General features: G+C 65.2%; 12 protein-coding genes. 9 read left to right on the forward strand and 3 right to left on the reverse strand.

The window, feature by feature from the left end; all coding sequences use genetic code 11:
- Positions 1–62: 62 nt before the first annotated feature.
- Positions 63–2,954: a TonB-dependent receptor gene (locus tag ASE59_RS13035; RefSeq protein ID WP_162235317.1), complete on the reverse strand. Its 2,892-nt coding sequence runs from the start codon at positions 2,952–2,954 to the stop codon at positions 63–65.
- A gap of 271 nt (positions 2,955–3,225) precedes the next feature.
- Here ASE59_RS13035 and ASE59_RS13040 point away from each other — a divergent pair, with 271 nt between their 5' ends.
- The 4 genes from ASE59_RS13040 to ASE59_RS13055 all read left to right on the forward strand — a co-directional run bounded on the left by ASE59_RS13040 (position 3,226) and on the right by ASE59_RS13055 (position 10,300).
- Positions 3,226–4,869 carry an alpha-glucosidase gene (locus ASE59_RS13040; protein ID WP_162235318.1) on the forward strand — a complete coding sequence of 548 codons (1,644 nt, stop codon included), beginning with the start codon at positions 3,226–3,228 and terminating at the stop codon, positions 4,867–4,869.
- 52 nt (positions 4,870–4,921) lie between these two features.
- A complete protein-coding gene (locus ASE59_RS13045; RefSeq protein ID WP_056456864.1) occupies positions 4,922–6,010 on the forward strand; it encodes an SPL family radical SAM protein in 1,089 nt (362 codons plus the stop codon).
- Positions 6,007–6,501 (forward strand): metallophosphoesterase family protein, encoded by a 495-nt coding sequence (locus ASE59_RS13050; protein WP_056456867.1) that lies wholly within the window; start codon positions 6,007–6,009, stop codon positions 6,499–6,501. The genes ASE59_RS13045 and ASE59_RS13050 overlap by 4 nt, the downstream gene beginning before the upstream one ends.
- Positions 6,502–7,339: 838 nt before the next feature.
- Positions 7,340–10,300, forward strand: coding sequence for a TonB-dependent receptor plug domain-containing protein (locus tag ASE59_RS13055; RefSeq protein ID WP_056456870.1), 2,961 nt, complete (start codon positions 7,340–7,342; stop codon positions 10,298–10,300).
- A 39-nt stretch (positions 10,301–10,339) separates the two neighbouring features.
- On the opposite strand, the gene ASE59_RS13060 is transcribed toward ASE59_RS13055, so the two are convergent.
- Together ASE59_RS13060 and ASE59_RS13065 are read right to left on the reverse strand one after the other, a co-directional pair.
- Positions 10,340–11,230, reverse strand: coding sequence for a hypothetical protein (locus ASE59_RS13060; RefSeq protein WP_156360073.1), 891 nt, complete (start codon positions 11,228–11,230; stop codon positions 10,340–10,342).
- A gap of 58 nt (positions 11,231–11,288) precedes the next feature.
- Positions 11,289–12,320, reverse strand: coding sequence for a LacI family DNA-binding transcriptional regulator (locus ASE59_RS13065; RefSeq protein WP_082458408.1), 1,032 nt, complete (start codon positions 12,318–12,320; stop codon positions 11,289–11,291).
- Between the two features lie 185 nt (positions 12,321–12,505).
- On the opposite strand from ASE59_RS13065, the gene ASE59_RS13070 reads away from it, so the two are divergent.
- The 5 genes from ASE59_RS13070 to ASE59_RS13090 all read left to right on the forward strand — a co-directional run bounded on the left by ASE59_RS13070 (position 12,506) and on the right by ASE59_RS13090 (position 18,620).
- On the forward strand, positions 12,506–13,747 hold the full coding sequence (locus tag ASE59_RS13070; protein ID WP_056456873.1) for an MFS transporter: 1,242 nt from the start codon (positions 12,506–12,508) through the stop codon (positions 13,745–13,747).
- Positions 13,744–15,351, forward strand: coding sequence for a glycoside hydrolase family 43 protein (locus ASE59_RS13075; protein WP_056456876.1), 1,608 nt, complete (start codon positions 13,744–13,746; stop codon positions 15,349–15,351). Before ASE59_RS13070 ends, ASE59_RS13075 begins: the two co-directional genes overlap by 4 nt.
- Positions 15,352–15,468: 117 nt before the next feature.
- Positions 15,469–16,080, forward strand: coding sequence for a TetR/AcrR family transcriptional regulator (locus ASE59_RS13080; protein ID WP_056456879.1), 612 nt, complete (start codon positions 15,469–15,471; stop codon positions 16,078–16,080).
- Between the two features lie 335 nt (positions 16,081–16,415).
- Positions 16,416–16,814: a hypothetical protein gene (locus tag ASE59_RS13085; protein ID WP_056456880.1), complete on the forward strand. Its 399-nt coding sequence runs from the start codon at positions 16,416–16,418 to the stop codon at positions 16,812–16,814.
- A 120-nt stretch (positions 16,815–16,934) separates the two neighbouring features.
- Positions 16,935–18,620: a GH39 family glycosyl hydrolase gene (locus ASE59_RS13090; RefSeq protein ID WP_056456883.1), complete on the forward strand. Its 1,686-nt coding sequence runs from the start codon at positions 16,935–16,937 to the stop codon at positions 18,618–18,620.
- The last annotated feature ends 106 nt before the right edge of the window (positions 18,621–18,726 follow it).

Raw genomic sequence — 18,726 nt, forward strand, 5'->3', positions numbered from 1 at the left:
TACGGGTTTTCGACAAGCTGAACCCCTACTCAGCACGAACGGGCAGGGTTCACATCGGGCCTTTAAAAGATGGCGTAGGTCAGGTTCGCCATGAAGTTGCGGCCGAACTGTTCGTTGCGCAGGAACAGCCCCGTCTGCGAGTCGCGATAGGTGTCGCGTTCGTTGGTCAGGTTCATCGCCTGCAACGAGATGCGCAGCCCTTCGAGATAGCGGATGCCCGATCCGGCGAAGTCATAGCCGATCTGCGCATCGATCAGCGTCTGTCCGGCACGGTTGAGCGGAGCGATGGTGTTGCTGCCGCCGCGATCCTCCGACAGCCAGCTCGACCGGTTGTTGGCCGAGACGCGGGTCGAGAAGCCGTATTTCTCGAAATAGGCCGTGCCCTGGAACACCCGTGCCGACAGCCCGGGAATGTCGCTGCCATTGTCGAGCTTCCCGTCGGTCAGCGCCGCCGAGCCGGTGATGCCGAACCCGTCGAGCGCGCCGGTCAGCAATCGCAGCGGGACCGATGCCTGTAGCTCGACGCCCTTCACATCGCCCTTCAGTCCGCCGGTATAGGTCGTATCCACGCCGAGGAAGGTGGCGGGGGTGAAGACCGTCTGACCGTCGCTGCTGACCGCGCGGTGATAACCGGGGATGTAGAATTCGGTGTAGTCGCGGATCGTGCTGTTCTGCACGTTCCAGTTGGTCAGCTTCTTGTAGAAGGTCGATGCCGACACGAAGCCGTCGCTGGCGAAATAATATTCGTAGGACAGGTCAGCCTGATTGGCTTCGTACGGGCGCAGCCGCGCATTGCCGCCGGTCGACAGCCACGGTCCGCGTTCGGGATCGGTGCTGGTCACTTCGGCGACGTTGTTGCGGAATTTGACCGACGATCCGGGGTTCAGGAAGTCGATGCGCGGCCGGCTGACCACCTTCGACGCGGCGAAGCGGACGGTGTGGCCGTTACCCAGGTCGAAGTTGACGTTCATGCTCGGCAGGATGCGGGTATATTTTGCGCCGTCGGAGATCGGCGTCGCCTGCACGCGCAGGTTGGAGGCGATCAGCGAGGTGAAGCCGGTACCGCGCTGGTCGGTGATCAGGCCCTGCACACCGACGTTACCGAACACGCGGGCGAAGTCGGTCTGGACTTCGAAATCGGCCTTGATCGAGGGCTGCCAGACCTTCTCCCGGATCGAATAGGTGTCGCCCAGACGATCGGGTTCCAGCGAACCGGCATCCCAGCGACGATAGAAGCTGCTGTTGATGAGGCCGAGCGCGTCATAGGCGACGACATTGCCGAGACCGGCCCAGCTGAGGTCGGCGACGCCGCGACGGGCATCTTCGGGGATCGGGCCGTCGGACGGATAGGTCTCGGCGGTCAGGAAGAAGCCCTGATTGGTCTTCGACTTTTCATGATCCGAATAGCGCAACGCGACGTTGATCGACTTCAGGAAGCTGTCGTCGAAGCGATAGGTCGCCTCGATCCGGGCCGAGTTCAGATATTCGTCGAACAGCGCCGAGTTGACGAAGCCGTCCTGAGCCTGCGCGAAGCCGATCCCTGCCGCACGCGCGGCCGGGGTGTCGAGTTCGGTGATCGGCGCAAGGCTGCCACCCCATGACTGCGGTCCGGCCAGCTTCACCGCCGCATAGTTGTCGAACGATTGGCTGTTGTTCGCGAACATCAGGCCGCGGTCGGTATAGGTCCATTCGCGGATCGTGTTCGGCCCCTGCGTGCTCAGACCGGCGCGGCCGAGACCCGAATAGCTTTCGCCACGGGTATCGTTCTTGCTGCTGGTCGAGCGCGAAACGTCGAGCTTCAGGTCGAGATTGTCGGTCGCGGCATATTCGAAATTTCCGCCGAGCACGAACAATTCGCCCTGCTTGTCGAGCGGATCGCTGCGCAGGACCGAATTGAAGCCGGTGGTGCGGGCCGAAGTGACCAAATCGCCATCGGCGCTCAGCACGCCGCTGCCGTTGGGTGCGACCGCCAACTGCTCGATGAAGCCGCGCGAAATGCCGGTGTCGGCAAAGTCGATGTAGAGCGCGTCGAGCGTCGCGGTGAACTTATCGTCCGGGCGCCACTGCACGACGCCCGCCACCGTATTGCGCTTCAGGACGCGCGAGCGCGCCGCCGCTTCGTAACCCGACACGACCTGCTTGCCGGCGTTCGGGCCGGACGTGATCGCGCCGTCGTCATAGCCCCAGACGCTGGAGAATTCGTTCTGCACCGGCGACGAGGTGGTCGCGGCGGTCAGCGCAACACCGATCGTGTCGTTGGCGAACTTGTCGCTGTACGACAAAGCGAAGCGATAGCCACGGTTGCTGAAATCGGGGTTGCGCGACGGCTGGCCATTCTGTTCGAAGCTGCCGTTCGCGATCAGCGCGCGCTTGCGCTCCAGCGGGCGGACGGTGCGGATATCGACGGTACCGCCGACGCCCATCGCGGTCAGCGCGGCGTCGGGCGTCTTGTAGACGACGGCGGCGCTGACGATTTCGGCGGGGTAGAGGTCGTATTCGACGCCGCGATTGTCGCCGATGCCGATCAGTTCGCGACCGTTCAGCGTCGTGCCGACAAAGTCTTCGCGGAAACCACGGACCGAGATGCCGCTGATGCGGCCCGACCGGCGCTCGCCCGCCAGACCGGCGAGACGGCCGAGCGAGTCGGCGACGCTCGACTGCGGCAGCTTGCCGATATCCTCCGCCGAGATCGCTTCGACGACAGACGTATTGTTGCGCTTGAGCGACTGGGCGCGTTCGAGGCTAGCGCGCAGGCCGGTGACGACGATGTCCTCGGAAGGAGCTTCCTCGGTCGCGGGCGCGGTGTCGCTCTGGTCACCGACCGGGGGCTGCGTCACCGGGGCGGCTGGGTCGACGGGCGGGACGACGGTCGTACCAGCGGTCTGCGCGTATGCCGGCATGGCGATTAGCGCGAGGACGGCGGTCGAGCAGGCGAGCATGTGCCGTGAGTTCATCGAAATTCCCCTCCTGAAATCGTTCTTTTGCGGTCTTGTGCCGTCAGCGACTTCCCGCGTTACCGATCGGATATGCAATACCACAATCGTTTGCAAGCGCGAGTTTACGCATACGTATTCGTGATCTTCGGCGGCTGTTGCAAACCGGTAACAAGAAAAACGACGATTGCGGCAATCGATTGCATCTACTACGATTGTCGTAAAGAGGAGAGGAATTGCTATGCGTAATAGCATAAACATTGCTGCGTTGCTTGCGGCGACCGTTCTGCCGATGACAGAAGTGCCCGCCCAGCAACCACCGGCCGCACCCGCTGCAACAGCCCCGGTCGCCGAGCCATGGTGGAAGCACGCGACGATCTATGAAATCTACCCGCGCAGTTTCCAGGACAGCAATGGCGACGGCATCGGCGACCTGCGCGGCATTACCTCGCGGCTCGACTATCTCCAGTCGCTCGGCCTCGACGCGATCTGGATCACGCCGTTCTTCAAATCGCCCAACGCCGATTTCGGCTATGACGTGTCCGATTACACCGCGATCGACCCGCAATATGGCACCATGGCCGATTGGGACAATCTGGTCGCCGAGGCACGCAAGCGCGGCATCCGCGTGCTGGTCGATCTGGTCGTCAACCACAGCTCGGCCGAACATTCGTGGTTCAAGGAATCGCGCAGCTCGCGCACCAATGCGAAGGCCGACTGGTATGTCTGGCGCGACGGCACGCCGGACAAGCCGCCGACCAACTGGAAATCGATCTTCGGCGGACCCAGCTGGACATGGGACCCGACCCGCAAGCAATGGTATTACCATATCTTCCTGTCGCAGCAGCCCGATCTGAACTGGGCCAATCCGCAGCTGAAGCAGGCGATGTTCGATGTCGTGCGCTTCTGGCTGGACCATGGCGCATCGGGTTTCCGCCTCGACGCGACCCCCTATCTGTTCGAGGACAGCAACTGGCCGCAGGACCCGAATCCCGATGCCGATCCGGTCTGGCTGAAGCCGTATAATTCGCAACTGCCCGGCACCAATCAGGTGCTGCGCGAGATGCGCAAGGTCGTCGATTCCTATCCCGGCAATCCGATTCTGCTGGGCGAATCCTCGACCCGCTCGATCGAACAGCTCCGCGCGGTGTACGGCAAGGACAAGGACGAGATCCACCTGCCGATGAACTTCCTGGTCGGCAACATCACCAAGCTGGACGCGGCCGAACTGAAGCGCCGCTATGACGAGGCGGCAACGAAGCTCGACGGGCTGACCCCGGTCGAATTCTTCAGCAACCACGACCAGTCGCGCCAGTGGAGCGAGTTCGGCGACGGCGTGAACAACGATCGCATCGCCAAGCTGTCGGCGGCGCTGACCCTGCTCAACCCCGGTGTCGCCCTGCTCTATTATGGCGAGGAAATCGGCATGGGCGACGCCGACAAGGCGACGCTGGCGCAGGTGCCGATCGGTCCGAAGCGCCCGCGCACCGACGATCGCGACCGCGCGCGCACGCCGATGCAGTGGAATGCCGGTCCGCAAGCTGGCTTCACCACCGGTGCGCCGTGGCTGCCGGTCGCGCAGGGGTATCGCACCCAGAACGTCGCGGCAGAGGAGCGCGATCCGAATTCGCTGCTCAACTGGTATCGCACCCTGGCAAAACTGCGCCGGACCGATCCGACGTTCCGCACCGGCAGCTATGTTCCGCTCGACAGCGGCGACCCGGCGGTCTTCGCCTTCGCGCGGACCAATCCCGACGGCAGCGGCGCGCTGGTGCTGACCAATATCGGCGCGACGCCGCGCACCGCCGCTCCGACCGGCTGGACCGGCGGCACCCCGCAATTCGGCGAGCGCATCTGTGCGTCGGGCGCGGGGCAGGGCGGCATGGCGCTCGCCCCATGGGATAGCTGCATCGTCCGCTTCCGCATCGGTCGATAGGGGGAGCGGCGGGCGGACCGGACCGTCTGCGGATGTGGATCGTTGGAGGGCGATGCCGACCCTTCCCGATACCACATCGCAGGCGAGACCCGACTGGCGCCCGCGCCGGCTGCTGGTCACCCGTGCATCGATGGCGTTCGCCCATGGCCGCGCCATCGCCGAGCGCGCCGCCGCACAGGGGGTCGAGGTCGTGCTGCTGCCCGGCGACCGCCTCGCGCTCGACCTGCCCGACGATCCGCGCCGCGCCTATGCCTCGGCCAAGGCGACGCTGGCGGTGGTCGTCGCGCCGCCGTCGAAGCGCCGGCTGCAACCGATCGCGCCCAGCGCCGACTGGCGTGTCGATCTGGCCGAGGGATGCCCGGCCCATTGCGGCTATTGCTATCTCGCCGGCTCGTTGAAAGGGCCGCCCATTACCCGCGTCTACGCCAATCTCGATGAGATACTGGACGGGCTGCCCGCCTATCTGGGGGAGGGCAGCGTCACCTCGCGCAATCGCGACCGCATGGGCGAGGGCACGACGTTCGAGGCATCCTGCTACACCGATCCGCTCGCGCTCGAACCGATTACCGGTGCGCTGTCGGCGACGATCGCGTGGTTCGGCCGGTGGGACGCGCCGGTGCAGTTGCGCTTCACGACCAAGTTCGCCGGGGTCGAACCGCTGCTCATCCTCGATCATCAGCGGCGCACCCGAATGCGCGCGTCGATCAACCCGCGCGCCTTCGCCCGGTTCGAAGGGGGCACCGATCCCGTCGCCGCCCGGCTGGCGGCGTTGGCGGAAATGGCGACGGCGGGCTATCCGGTCGGGCTTACCATCGCGCCGATCATCGCAGCGGAGGGTTGGCGCGACGCCTATGGAGCGCTGCTCGCCGATGCCGCATCGGCGCTCGCGGCGGTGCCGGGAATCGACCTGACGATCGAACTCATCACCCACCGCTTCACGGCGGGGTCGAAGGCGGTGCTGGACAGCTGGTATCCCGGATCGTCGCTCGACATGGGGACGGCGAATCGGACCACCAAGCGTACCAAGTTCGGTACCGAGAAACAGGTCTATGACGCGGCGACGATGCGGTCGTTGCGCGACTTCTTCGCAGAACGGATCGCGGTCCTGCTGCCGCAGGCGCGGGTGCTCTACTGGACATGACGGTGTTCTTCACCGCCGACACGCATTTCGGTGACCATCGCACCATCAATATCCACAAACGGCCCTTCGCGACCGTGGCCGACATGGACGCGCTGCTGATCGAGCGCTGGAATGCGACGGTCGGGCCGGACGATATCGTCTGGCATCTGGGCGATGTCGCACGCCGCGCGGCCGACATACCCGCGCTGCTCGACCGGTTGCACGGTACCAAGCATCTGCTGCGCGGCAACAACGATCCCGACGCGACCCTGTCCGCAACCGGCTGGGCCAGCACCGGTGATTATGCCGAGATCGATCTTGACGGCCACCGCCTCGTGCTATGCCATTATCCGTTCCGAAGCTGGAACGGGCAGCACAAGCGCGCGATTAACCTGCACGGTCACAGCCACGGCCGGTTGAAACCGATGCCGCGCCAGTTCGATGTCGGCGTGGACGTCCACGCCTTCGCACCGGTCCGGCTCGATGCGTTACTCGGTCCAAATCGCACCTGAGCCGCAGCGACTACGGCCACTCCCGCTCCGGAGCGATAGCCCGCTTCTTCCTCCCCTCCCTGAAAGGGAGGGGCCGGGGGTGGGTAGGCCCGTTGGCGGACGTGACCGTCCCCCACAAACCCATCCCCAGCTCCTAAGCCGGATCGACATGCAGTTCCCCCGACGCGGAAAGACTGCTCCATCTGCAATCGTCCCTTCCGCGGAGGTGGTAGCCCATATGCGCCGGCGTCGCGAATCCAGCCGACACGTCAGCGGCTATGGCTTCCCGCCTGCGCGGGAATGACGGAAATTCGCGATCGTCGCCTAATGTCGATCGCCCTGGAATACCTCCGCAGAAAGCCCCGACCACCAACGCCAGCACGTACCCCCGCGCAGGCGGGGCCGAGAGCCACACGCGCAAGCCGTTGGTCTTCTCTACACCAGACCCCCAATCTGCACGCGCAACGAACCTTGCGACCACACCGACAAAACCACCTTGCGGCACCGCAATATAACCGCATTCCGCGCAAATATCGCCATATCTTAAACGCACTACCCCAAGCAAACCCGCTTGACTTACCGCAAATGGTAACGTTACCGTACGTCATATCGGAGAATAGCCGGTAGGTTCGTCTCGTCGGCGGACTGTCGAATGGCGCCGGCGGCAGGGGAGGGGATGCGGAACCCGAGAGGGACGTAAGGGCTGAACGGCCATCGTCGACGCGTGCGGCGGTCCCTTCGTCAACGACATCTTCGAAATGCTTGTTCGGGTGCGGTTCGATGACGAACCGGCCGCCGCCCGGTGCTGCGCGGAAAAAAAACAGGGTCGCCAACGGCCACGACAACAGGGAGTAGGATGATGAAGAAGCTGAACAACGGTCCTGTCGCTTCGCTGCGTATCGGCGTCGCGCCGATGGCGGTCGCGCTCGCCTGTCTGTTGCCGTCGGTCGCGCAGGCGCAACTGCCGCCGACCGAGGCTCAGGCGGGCACCGCCGCGCCCGACCCGTCGAACGCGCCCGATGAACAGGCAGACGATATCGTCGTCACCGGATCGCGCATCACGACCAGCGGCTTCACCGCGCCGACCCCGACCACCGTCGTCGACGAAACCGCCATCGCCGCCAATGCCCAGCCGAACATCTTCAATACGATCGCCCAGCTGCCCTCGTTGCAGGGATCGACCGGCACCAGCGTCAACACCTTCAGCACGTCGAGCGGTGCGCAGGGGCTCAGCTCCTTTTCGCTGCGCGGCGTCGGCGCGATCCGCACCCTGACCCTGCTCGACGGACAGCGCGTCGTCGGCGCGAACGTGACCGGCGTTCCCGATGTCAGCCAGTTCCCGCAACTGCTCATCAAGCGCGTCGACATCGTCAACGGCGGCGCATCGGCCTCCTATGGATCGGATGCGGTCGGCGGCGTCGTCAACTTCATCACCGATACCCGGTTCAAGGGGGTGAAGGGCAATCTTCAGGGCAGCATCACCGACTATGGCGACAATGAACAAGTGCTGGTCCAGCTGGCAGCGGGGACCAGCTTTCTCGAGGATCGCCTGCATCTGGTCGCCAGCACCGAATATGCCCGCGACGAGGGCGTCGGCGGTGGTGAATTCGGCATCGGCCTGGCCGGCGGGCGCGACTGGTTCAAGCAGACGACGCTGGTCAATCGCAACGTCACCAATGACGGGTCGCCGCAATATGTGCTGCGCGATTTCGCCCAGTCGACGACCTTCACCAAATATGGCCTGATCACCGCCGGTCCGCTCCAAGGGATCGCCTTCGACGAATCGGGCCGTCCGTTCCAGTTCCAATATGGGTCGAACGGTGTGCCGTCGCGCGATGCGTCCGGCACCGTGATCGGCTGTTTCTCGGGCTTCTGTCAGGGCGGCGACCTGTCGGGCAATGTCGATGCCGGGCGCTCGCTGCTCTCCGGGCTGGAACGGCTCAACAGCTATGGCCGGCTGGGGTTCGATTTCGCGCCGAACAACGAAATCTACCTGACCGCCAACATCGCGCGGGTGCGGACGAACAATCAGCCGGTCAACGGCCAGAACCGCCCGAACCTGACCATTCAGTGTGCCAATCCCTATGTTCCGGCATCGGTGCAGGCGGCATGCGCGACCGCGGGCATCACGAATTTCCGCTTCGGCACCAGCAATGCCGCGCTCGGCAATTCCCAGGTCCATACCGACCGGCGCCAGTACCGCTTCGTGCTGGGGACGAAGGGGCGGACCCCGGTGCTCGGCACCGACTGGAACTACGACATCTACGCCGAACACGGCACTAACCGGACGAAGATCGACGTCGACAACATCCTGCTGTCCAACCGCTTCAACCAGGCGATCAACGCGACCACGCTCAATGGCGCGATCGTCTGCGCCGATGCGACCGCGCGGGCCAGCGGGTGTCAGCCGCTCAACGTCTTCGGCGGCAATCCCCCCGAAGCGGCGCTGCGCTACATCATGCCGTCGAACGGCCCGCGCCAGCGTACCCGCCAGTCGCAGGACGTCGTCAGCCTGAACTTCTCGGGCTCGCCGTTGCAATCCTGGGCCGGGCCGGTATCGGTCGCGTTCGGCGGCGAATTCCGCCACGAATTCTACCGCGTCACCGCCGATCCCTATGGCGCCGGCATTGCCGCTTCGCCGTACGATGCGACCTATCCTTTCGACCCGGTGCTGCTGCCCGCCGGCAACAACTGGTATGCCGGCAATTACAAGAACGGCACCGGCGCCTACAGCGTCAAGGAAGCGTTCGCCGAAGTCGACGTGCCGCTGCTGAACGGCGATGCGACTGGTCGGGCCAGCATCAACGCCGCGGCGCGTATTACCGACTATAGCACGTCGGGCACCGTCTGGGCGTGGAAGGTCGGCGGCACCTGGGACCTGCCGATCGACGGCCTGCGCCTGCGCGGGGTGACGTCGCGCGACGTGCGTGCGCCCAACCTGTCGGAACTGTTCGCGGCACCGGTCACGACGACGCTGCCCAACTTCCTCGACCCGTTCCGCAACGTCAACGTGCTGGCGATCCAGAACACGATCGGCAACACCAGCCTGACCCCGGAAATCGCGCGCAACACGACCGCGGGCATCGCCTTTTCCGGGTCGAGCCTGCTGCCCGGCCTCAGCCTGTCGGTCGACTATTACAAGATCAAGATCACCGACGTCATCTCCAGCCTCGGCGCGGCCGACATCGTCGACCTGTGCTTCCGCGGGATCCTTCCGGAGACGTGCAGCGCGTTCAACCTGAACAACGCGTCCGGCCCGAACTTCATCAACGTACAGGCGTTCAACCTCGCCTCGATCGACACCGACGGCTTCGATATCGAAGCGAGCTATCGCTGGCAGCGCCCGCTCGGCCTGCCGGGGCAACTGACGCTGCGCGCGCTCGCCACCCATATCCGCAAGTTCGTGACCGATACCGGGCTGACCGGCACCATCCCCAACGACACTGCGGGGGTGAATATCGGCAACACCCCCGACTGGAAATGGCTGGCGGTGCAGAGCTACGAGACCGACAGCTTCTCGCTGCTGGTGCAGGAACGTTGGTTCAGCGACGGCGTGCTCGGCAACCAATATGTCCGCTGCGACGCCGGCAGTTGCCCGGTATCGACGCTGACCCGGCCGACCATCGACCAGAATTTCGTGCCCGGCGCCTTCTACATGGACATCGGCGGCACCTATAACCTGTCCAAGGGCGTGACGGCCTATGCCAAGGTCGACAATCTGTTCAACCGCGATCCGGCCAAGTCGCCCTTCTTCGTCAACCCCGCGCTCTACGACGTGCTCGGCCGCACCTATCGCGCGGGCGTACGCTTCTCCTTCTGAGGCAGAAATGATCCGGACGGCGGCGCCGCCGTCCGGATCCTACAACCGCTTGCTCTCGATCGTCAGCCGCTCGTCCTTGCAGAAGCCGCAGGCGGGGCCGGTGAAATAGCCGGCCGCCTTGCCATCGCCCTTCAGTTTCCAGTCGAGCCATTTGGTGACGACGCTCGCGGCGACGCCGCCATGCGGCTGCATATAGGTGCCGCCATGCCCGACCGGCACGTTGACCAGCGCGGCGGGGATATGGTCGATCCGGCGATAATCGTCGGTGCCGTTGCCATAAGCGATGTCGGTCGTGCCGCCCAGCACGTACAGCACCGATCCGTGCAGCGTCTTCAGCAGTTTCTTGTCCGACACCACCCCCGCGATCGGGTTGGCGCCGTCGGGAAAGAAGCCGCTGTTCATGACGACCGCGGTCGTGACCCGCGGGTCCTGCGCCGCCGACAGCGCCTGCAGTCCGCCGCAGCTGAAGCCGGAGGCCGCGATCCGGTCGGTCGCGATCCGCCCGGCAAAGGGGCTGGCGGCGCGGCGGTTCTCCCGCTGTGCCCAATCGATCGCATCGGTCAGCGCCCTCGTCTCGGTCGGCGCCGCCATCCGCCCCGCTGGTGCAGCAGGCTTCGCTGCCGAAGGGCGCGGGATCGTACCCGATGCGATCACCAGATAACCGTGCGACGCGATCTCCAGCAGATGGTTGCGCGAACTGGTGCCATCGGCGCTGCACGCCCCGTTGCCAAAGACATAGATGGGCAGCGCCCCGCGCCCGACCTTGCCCAGATCGGCCGGGCGATAGACGACATGATCGGGCAGGTCGGCGCGTTCCTCGAACAGCGCGGGGTAGGGGCCGCTGCCGCGTTCCTCGCCCGTATCGGCCGTCATCCCCGCCAGTGCCACGCCCGCCATCGCCGCCACAGCCGCCCGTCGAATCGTCCGCATCCTCGCTCCCCCCTCTTGTTTGGCCGCAGCGTGTCATGGCGGACGACGCCGCGCAACGTCAGCCGGGCGGGGGCGCCGTCGACTCGCGTTCGATCAGGTCGTGACCCAGCACCAGCAGCCGTTCCCCGGCCGGCAGCGCCGTACCGGTGCGCATCTCGCGGATCAGCAACTGCAACGCTTCCGCCGCAAGCTGTTGCACCGGTTGGCGAATGGTGGTCAGCGGCGGCCACAGCGTCACCGCCGCCGTGCTGTCGTCGAAACCGGTGACGGTCAGGTCGGCCGGGATGTCGAGATGCCGACGATGCGCGACCGACACCACCGCCGCCGCCATGTCGTCGTTGCTGGCGAAGACCGCCGTCGGGCGATCGGCCGCGCCCAGCAATGCTTCGCCCGCGATCAGGCCGGAGGCATAGCTGAAATCGCCCTGCACGATCGTCGCCGCGACGTCTCCTGCCTCGGCGACCGCCGACCGGAACCCATCGAGGCGGGCGATGCTCGCCTGTTGATCGGGATTGCCGACGACGAAGCCGATCCGCCGATGCCCCATCGCGATCAGATGCCGGGTCATGTCGCGCGCCGCACGGTGATTGTCGATCCCGACCGAGATCGCGTCCGAAGCGACCGCGCCGACCAGCGCCACCGGTACCGACGCATCGTGCAGCATCCGCCGCAGCCCCTCCGCCTCGCCCAGCGGCGGGGCGAGGATCACGCCGCCGATGCCGGAGGCGAGCAGTCGCCTGACCGCCTCGGCCGATGGCGCGCCGCCATCCTGTCCTTTCAGCAGGATCAACTGCGCCGCGCGGTTCGACGCTTCCTCGAACACACCGGCCAGGAAATCGCCCATGAACGCGGCGCTGGGGTTGGAATAGATCACACCAATGCGGATCTCCTTCAACGTCACCAGACTGCGCGCCATCAAATTGGGCGTGTAGTTCAGCTCGCGGATCGCATCGTTGATGACCGCGCGCGTCTTTTCGCGAACGCCAGTATCGCCGTTGATGACCCGCGACACCGACATCGGCGACACCCCGGCATATTTGGCGACATCGATGATCGTGACGCTGCGACGTCGGCGGGTGGGTTGGGTCAAGCGTCTCTCTGCGATGCGGTGCGCAGGGCGATCGCCGGTTCGCGACAGGGCGCACCGGTGGCGCGATCGTCCATCATCCCATCGTATCGGGGGCGGGAGGTGTCGGGCAAGCGCGGATATCGGGCTTGCATTCCCCGACCGGTAGCGCCTACCACTCTGATGGTAACGTTACCGGGAGGGGTAATTTGGCGCGATTCAAATCGGTGCGCTGGACCATCATCGCGCTGTTCGTCGGCGCGATGGTCATCAATTACCTGACCCGCAGCATCCTCGGCGTCGCCGCGCCCGCGATCATGACCGAACAGGGGATTTCGTCCCAACAATATTCGTGGATCACCGGCGCGTTCCAGTTCGGGATCATGTTCCAGCCCGTGGCCGGCTATCTGCTCGACCTGATCGGGCTGAAGGTCGGCTTCACCCTGTTCGTCGCGGTCTGGTCGCTCATCACCATGGGGCACGGCCTCGTGACCGGCTGGTTCGGTTTCGCCGCGCTGCGCGGCGCGCTGGGACTGGTCGAGGGGTCGGCACAGCCGGCGGGGATGAAGGTCGTCGCCGAATGGTTTCCCGCACGCGAACGTGGGGTCGCTGGCGGCATCTATCAGATCGGCGCATCGTTCGGCGCGGTGCTGGCACCGGTACTCGTCGCCTGGGCGGTGTTCAACTATAGTTGGCGGGCGGCCTTCTTCGTCGCCGGTGGCCTCGGCCTGCTCTGGGTTGTGGCGTGGCTGGCCTGGTATGCGCCGCCGCGCCGCCACCGCGCGCTGTCGGTCGAGGAACGCGACCTCATCCTTGGCGGGCAGGAGCCGGAACTGGCGCAGCAGCGCCGCCGCCCGCCGCTTGGGCAACTGTTGCGTCGACGCAATCTGTGGACGATCGCCGCTGCGCGCTTCCTCGCCGATCCGGTCTGGGGGATGCTGTCGCTGTGGATGCCGCTGTATCTGATACAGGTCCGCCAGTTCGACCTGACCCAGATCGCGATGTTCGCGTGGCTGCCCTTCCTCGCCGCCGATCTCGGCTGCCTCTTCGGGCCGGCGGTGGTGGCGTGGTTGCAGCGGCGCGGCGTCGACCTGATCGATGCCCGCCGCTGGGCGTTCACGATTGGCGCGTTGCTGATGACCGGCATGATGTTCGTCGGCACGGTCGGCAGCCCGCTCGCCGCCGTCGCGCTGCTGTGCCTCGGCGGTTTCGCGCACCAGACGCTGTCGGTGACCGTCATCACCATGACGTCCGACCTGTTCCCGCAGGATCAGGTGGCGACCGCCACCGGCGTGTCGGGTACCGCCGCGAACCTCGGCGTGCTGATCTTTACGCTGGTGCTCGGCTCGATGGTCGACAGCGTTGGGTATCAGCCCTTCTTCGTCCTGCTCGGGCTGCTCGATCTGGTCGGTGCCGCGCTGCTCTGGACCCTGATCCGAAAGTCCGTATGACCATCGCCAACCCCATATTGCGCGGGTTCAATCCCGATCCGTCGATCGTTCGCGTCGGCGCGGATTATTACATCGCCACCTCGACCTTCGAATGGTTTCCGGGGGTCCAGATCCATCATTCGCGCGATCTCGCCGACTGGCGGCTGGTATCGCGGCCGTTGCGCCGCCCGACCCAGCTCGACATGCGCGGCAATCCCGATGGCTGCGGCGTGTGGGCGCCCGACCTCAGCTTTGCCGATGGCCGGTTCCACCTGATCTTCACCGACGTCAAACGCTATGGCCGCACCACCATCGACGGGGCCAGGGGCGCGTCGCTGCGCGATTTCCATAATTACTGGGTGTGGAGCGACCGGATCGACGGCGACTGGTCCGATCCGGTGCACCTCAACAGCAGCGGCTTCGACCCCGCATTGTTCCACGACGATGACGGGCGCAGCTGGCTGCTCAACATGCTGTGGGACCACCGCCCCGATCGCAAACGCTTCGCGGGCATCGTCGTGCAGCAGATGGACCTTGCCACCGGTCGGTTGCTCGGCGACCGCCGCACCATCTTCGACGGGACGCCGCTTGGCTTCACCGAAGGGCCGCACCTCTACAAGCGCGACGGCTGGTATCACCTGCTGGTCGCCGAAGGTGGCACCGAACGCAACCACGCCGTGGTCATGGCCCGCTCGCGCGATCTGTTCGGCCCTTACGAAGTGCATCCCGACGGCCCGGTGTTGACCGCGCGCGGCCGCCCCGACCTGCCGCTGCAACGTACCGGTCATGGCGATCTGGTCGATACGCCTGCGGGGGAGACGTGGCTCGCCTATCTGTGCGGCCGACCGCTGCCGGACAGCGACCGCTGCGTGCTCGGCCGCGAGACCGCGATCCAGCCGATGACATGGGGCGACGACGGCTGGCTGCGCCCGGCGCTGCCACGGGCCGAGGTGCCGGGGCCTGCGACCGCGATCCCCGCGACCGATAGCGTCGACACCTTCGACGGCCCCGACCTGCCCGAACCTTTTCAGTGGCTGCGCACGCCCCATCCCGATCGGCTGTTCAGCCTGACCGCGCGGCCCGGTCATCTCCGTCTGTTCGGGCGGGAGACGATCGGCAGCCATTTCGAACAGGCGCTGGTCGCGCGGCGGCAACAGGCATGGTGCTATACCGCAACCACCGAGATCGATTTCACGCCCAACGACTTTCAACAGGCCGCCGGGCTGATCTGCTATTACAACGCGACCAAATATCATTTCCTGCACCTGACCGCCGACGACGCTGGACAGCGTCAGTTGCAGGTCCTCTCGGTCGAACCGATCGGAGAAGGGCGCAGCATCGCTTCCACGCCGATCGCCGTGCCCGCCGGCCCGCTCGAACTGCGGGTCGATGTCGATCACGAACGGTTGCGCTGCGCCTTTCGCGCGGTGGGGGCAAGTGATTGGCAATGGCTGGAAGACGTGTTCGACGCCAGTCTCCTGTCGGACGAAGCGACGATCACCGGCCTGCCCAATTTCACCGGCACCTTCGTCGGCATGGCGTGTCAGGATATGTCGGGGCGGGGCATCTCCGCTGACTTCCGCACCTTCCTCTATCGGGAGCGAGAACCGCAACGGACCGCATGACCCGGTCCCGGTTGGGCGCACGGTGTCAACTTCGGCGCGGCGGATCGGATACGATCGACGTCTTGGAACCCGTCGCACCCTTGTACAACCGTTCGATTAGAATATGTACCGGACGTTATGGAAAAGACGTCGACTGTTACCACCAAGGGTAGGCCCAGGGAATTTTGCGTCGACAACGCGCTGGCGGCGGCGCTCGGCGTGTTCTGGTCGAAGGGGTATGAGGGCGCTTCGATGAGCGACCTGACCGAGGCGATGGGTATCACCAAGCCCAGCCTCTATGCGGCGTTCGGGAACAAGGAAGCGTTGTTCCACAAGGCGCTCGACCTCTACGAGAACGAAAAGCTCGAATATACCCGCGACGCCCTGAAACAGCCGACCGCGCGCGCCGTCGCCGAACATTTCATGCGCGGCGCGATCAATGCGCAGATGAGCAGCTGCGATCCCAAGGGGTGTCTGGGCGTCATCAGCGCAACCGCGTGCGGCGCGGAGGCGGCATCGATCAAGGCCGATGTGATCCAGCGGCGGGCTTCGTCGCAGGCCGCGCTGGTCGAACGCTTCGAACAGGCGAAGCGCGACGGCGACCTGCCCGATCATGTCGATATCTCGGGCCTTACCAGCTATTTGTACGCCATTCTTCAGGGGATGGCGGTGCAGGCCGGATCGGGTGCGACCCGCGCCGAACTGGAGCGGGTGGTCGAGACAAGCCTGATGATGTGGCCGGGGCGGTAGAATATTTCTACCGATCGGTACAAAAGGCGTTGACGAACCGAATCGCTGTTAATATACCGGTCAGTATAGAAGAGAGCATCGCAACGGTGCTCCGGCTCTCGCAAGGACGCCGCTATGCTCGAACCTGACTGTAGCACGGTCGCCGCCCCGTAATTCGGCGGTACGTGTAACCTTCGTAACCTTTCCTGCAGAACGCGCTCTGCCCGGGCCTTGATGGTTCGGGGGTCGGCGGCCTGCGTCCCCGCAGCAGTGCCTCGGCTCCGAAAAGGGGGGCTTTGGCGGTCGCCCCTGCGCGTCCGCTGCTGCGTGCCTCTGCCTGTTTGGGAGGATTTTTTATGGCTTATGTCGATTTCTCCGGCGACACACTGTTCGCCACCCCCGCCGCCGCAGCTCCCGTCGTCGAGGCGAGTGATCCGGTCGCCACCGGTCTCAGCGCACTCGAATGGTCGGTCGTGGCACTCGCCCAGCGCGACCGGATGGCGTCGCTGCGTGAACCCTCGCCGCTGTCGATCGCGCTCGGCCGGGTGTTCGGCACCCGCCGCCGCGACCCCAATCTCGCCGATCCGAAACTGGAGGCGCTGCGGCGCATGGCGGTGCTCAGCTGGCATCGCGGCTTCGCGGTCCCGGTCCATGAACTGGCCGCCTTCTTCGCCGCCGGCTTCAACACCGACCAATATGAAACGATGCTCGCCAGCATCAGCGCGGCGCAGGCCTCGCGAAAGGCCCGCGCATGAACGTGCGCGCATTTACCGCTTGCGGACCTCGCTGATATTGCATGAGTAAAGGGAAGGTTTGCCGTGAGGCCGCGATGAGCGGCCCATGGATCAAGCAAGAACAGCCTGCAGGAGAGGCGCATGATCCGTTTTCCCGAACTGGCGGCGCTGGCCGCCCTGTCGCTGTCCGGGGCCGCCGCAAGTGCGCAGACGGCGCCCGCCGCCGTCGCGCCAGCGGCAGTTCGCGAAGTGTCGGTCACCGTCGACGCGCGCAAGTCGCTGGGGCCGTTGCCGCCCGCTTGGCGTTTCTTCGGCGCCGACGAACCCAATTACGCGACGATGAAGGACGGGCGGAAGCTGCTGGTCGAACTGGGCGAACTGAAGCGCGGCGAGGTGTTCTTTCGCGCGCATAATCTCCTCAGCACCGGCGACGGCACGGCGGCGTTCAAATGGGGCAGCACCAACGCCTATACCGAGGGGCCGGACGGAAAACCGGTCTTTGACTGGACGATCGTCGACAATATCATCGATACCTACCTCGCCCGCGGCGTGCGCCCCTATCTGCAAATCGGCTTCATGCCCGAAGCACTGTCGACCGGGCCGAAGGGGACGCCGTACCAGCACAGCTGGCGGCCGGGGTTCGATTACCGGCTGATCGCAACCGGATGGACCTATCCGCCGAGCAGCTACGAAAAATGGGCCGAACTCGTCTATCAATGGACCAAACATAACGTCGAACGCTATGGCGCTGACGAAGTGAACCGCTGGTATTTCGAAGTCTGGAACGAACCGGATTCGAAATTCTACTGGCAGGCATCGCCGGACGAATTCAACAAGCTGCACGATTTCGCGATCGATGCGGTACGACGCGCATTGCCGACCGCGAAGGTCGGCGGACCCGATGTCGCCGTCGCCGGCGACTTCATGGAAGGTTTCATGCGCCATGTCGCCTCGGGCCGGAATTACGTGACCGGGCAGACGGGGACGCCGACCGATTTCCTGTCCTTCCATGCCAAGGGCGCGCCGAGCTTCGTCGATGGTCATGTCCGCATGCGGCTGTCGACGCATCTGCGCAATGTCGACCGGGGCTTCACCCGGGTCGCCGGATTTCCCGCGCTGGCGGCCAAACCGATCGTGATCGGCGAAAGCGATCCGGAAGGCTGTGCCGCCTGTCCGGGACCGCAAAACGCGTATCGCAACGGTACGATGTATTCCAGCTACACCGCCGCCAGCTTCGCGCGCATCTGGGATCTGGCCGCCCGACGGAAGGTGAACCTCGACGGTATCCTGTCGTGGTCGTTCGAATTCGAGGATCAGCCGTGGTTCGCGGGCTATCGCCAGCTATCGACCAATGGCGTCGACCTGCCGGTGCTCAACGTGTTCCGGATGTTCGCGAAGATGGGGCCGGAACGCATCGCCGCGACCAGCAGCGCGCAGGTGCCGCTCGATGCGATCGTCAAAGACGGGGTGCGGGGCGACGCCGATATCGGCACGGTGGCAACCCGCACGCCCGACGGGCGGGTCGCGGTGCTGCTGTGGCATTATCACGACGACGACGTCGCCGGGCCGGTTGCGCAAGTGAAGCTCGACATTGCCGGAGCGAAGACAGGATGGGCGAAGCTGTGGCGGGTGGATGGCGAGCACGCCAACGCCTTCACGGCATGGCAACGTATGGGATCGCCGCAGTCGCCCAACGAGAAGCAATATGCCGAATTGGAGACGGCGTCGGCAATGCGCGAGGAAACGGTGAGTGCCGCTGGCGACCGTTCCTTCACCATCGCGCTGCCACGGCAGGGTGTCGCGCTGCTGACCCTCGACGGGCGTTGACTCGATATGCTGACCGCCGGGCGGCGATCGGAATCTCGATGCTCGACACGGATGAAATCTGGCCGTGATCGCGCTTGTGGCGAGCAAAGCACGTGATGCGAATGAA

This window comes from Sphingomonas sp. Leaf10 (genome assembly GCF_001421245.1).
Lineage (GTDB): Bacteria > Pseudomonadota > Alphaproteobacteria > Sphingomonadales > Sphingomonadaceae > Sphingomonas.

Bases quoted from the DNA above. Each gene is read 5' to 3' on its own strand.
- ASE59_RS13050 (WP_056456867.1), top strand. From the start codon at position 6,007: ATGACGGTGTTCTTCACCGCCGACACGCATTTCGGTGACCATCGCACC.
- ASE59_RS13075 (WP_056456876.1), top strand. From the start codon at position 13,744: ATGACCATCGCCAACCCCATATTGCGCGGGTTCAATCCCGATCCGTCG.
- ASE59_RS13080 (WP_056456879.1), top strand. From the start codon at position 15,469: ATGGAAAAGACGTCGACTGTTACCACCAAGGGTAGGCCCAGGGAATTT.
- ASE59_RS13085 (WP_056456880.1), top strand. From the start codon at position 16,416: ATGGCTTATGTCGATTTCTCCGGCGACACACTGTTCGCCACCCCCGCC.
- ASE59_RS13040 (WP_162235318.1), top strand. From the start codon at position 3,226: ATGACAGAAGTGCCCGCCCAGCAACCACCGGCCGCACCCGCTGCAACA.
- ASE59_RS13035 (WP_162235317.1), bottom strand. From the start codon at position 2,954: ATGAACTCACGGCACATGCTCGCCTGCTCGACCGCCGTCCTCGCGCTA.
- ASE59_RS13055 (WP_056456870.1), top strand. From the start codon at position 7,340: ATGAAGAAGCTGAACAACGGTCCTGTCGCTTCGCTGCGTATCGGCGTC.
- ASE59_RS13090 (WP_056456883.1), top strand. From the start codon at position 16,935: ATGATCCGTTTTCCCGAACTGGCGGCGCTGGCCGCCCTGTCGCTGTCC.
- ASE59_RS13045 (WP_056456864.1), top strand. From the start codon at position 4,922: ATGCCGACCCTTCCCGATACCACATCGCAGGCGAGACCCGACTGGCGC.
- ASE59_RS13060 (WP_156360073.1), bottom strand. From the start codon at position 11,230: ATGCGGACGATTCGACGGGCGGCTGTGGCGGCGATGGCGGGCGTGGCA.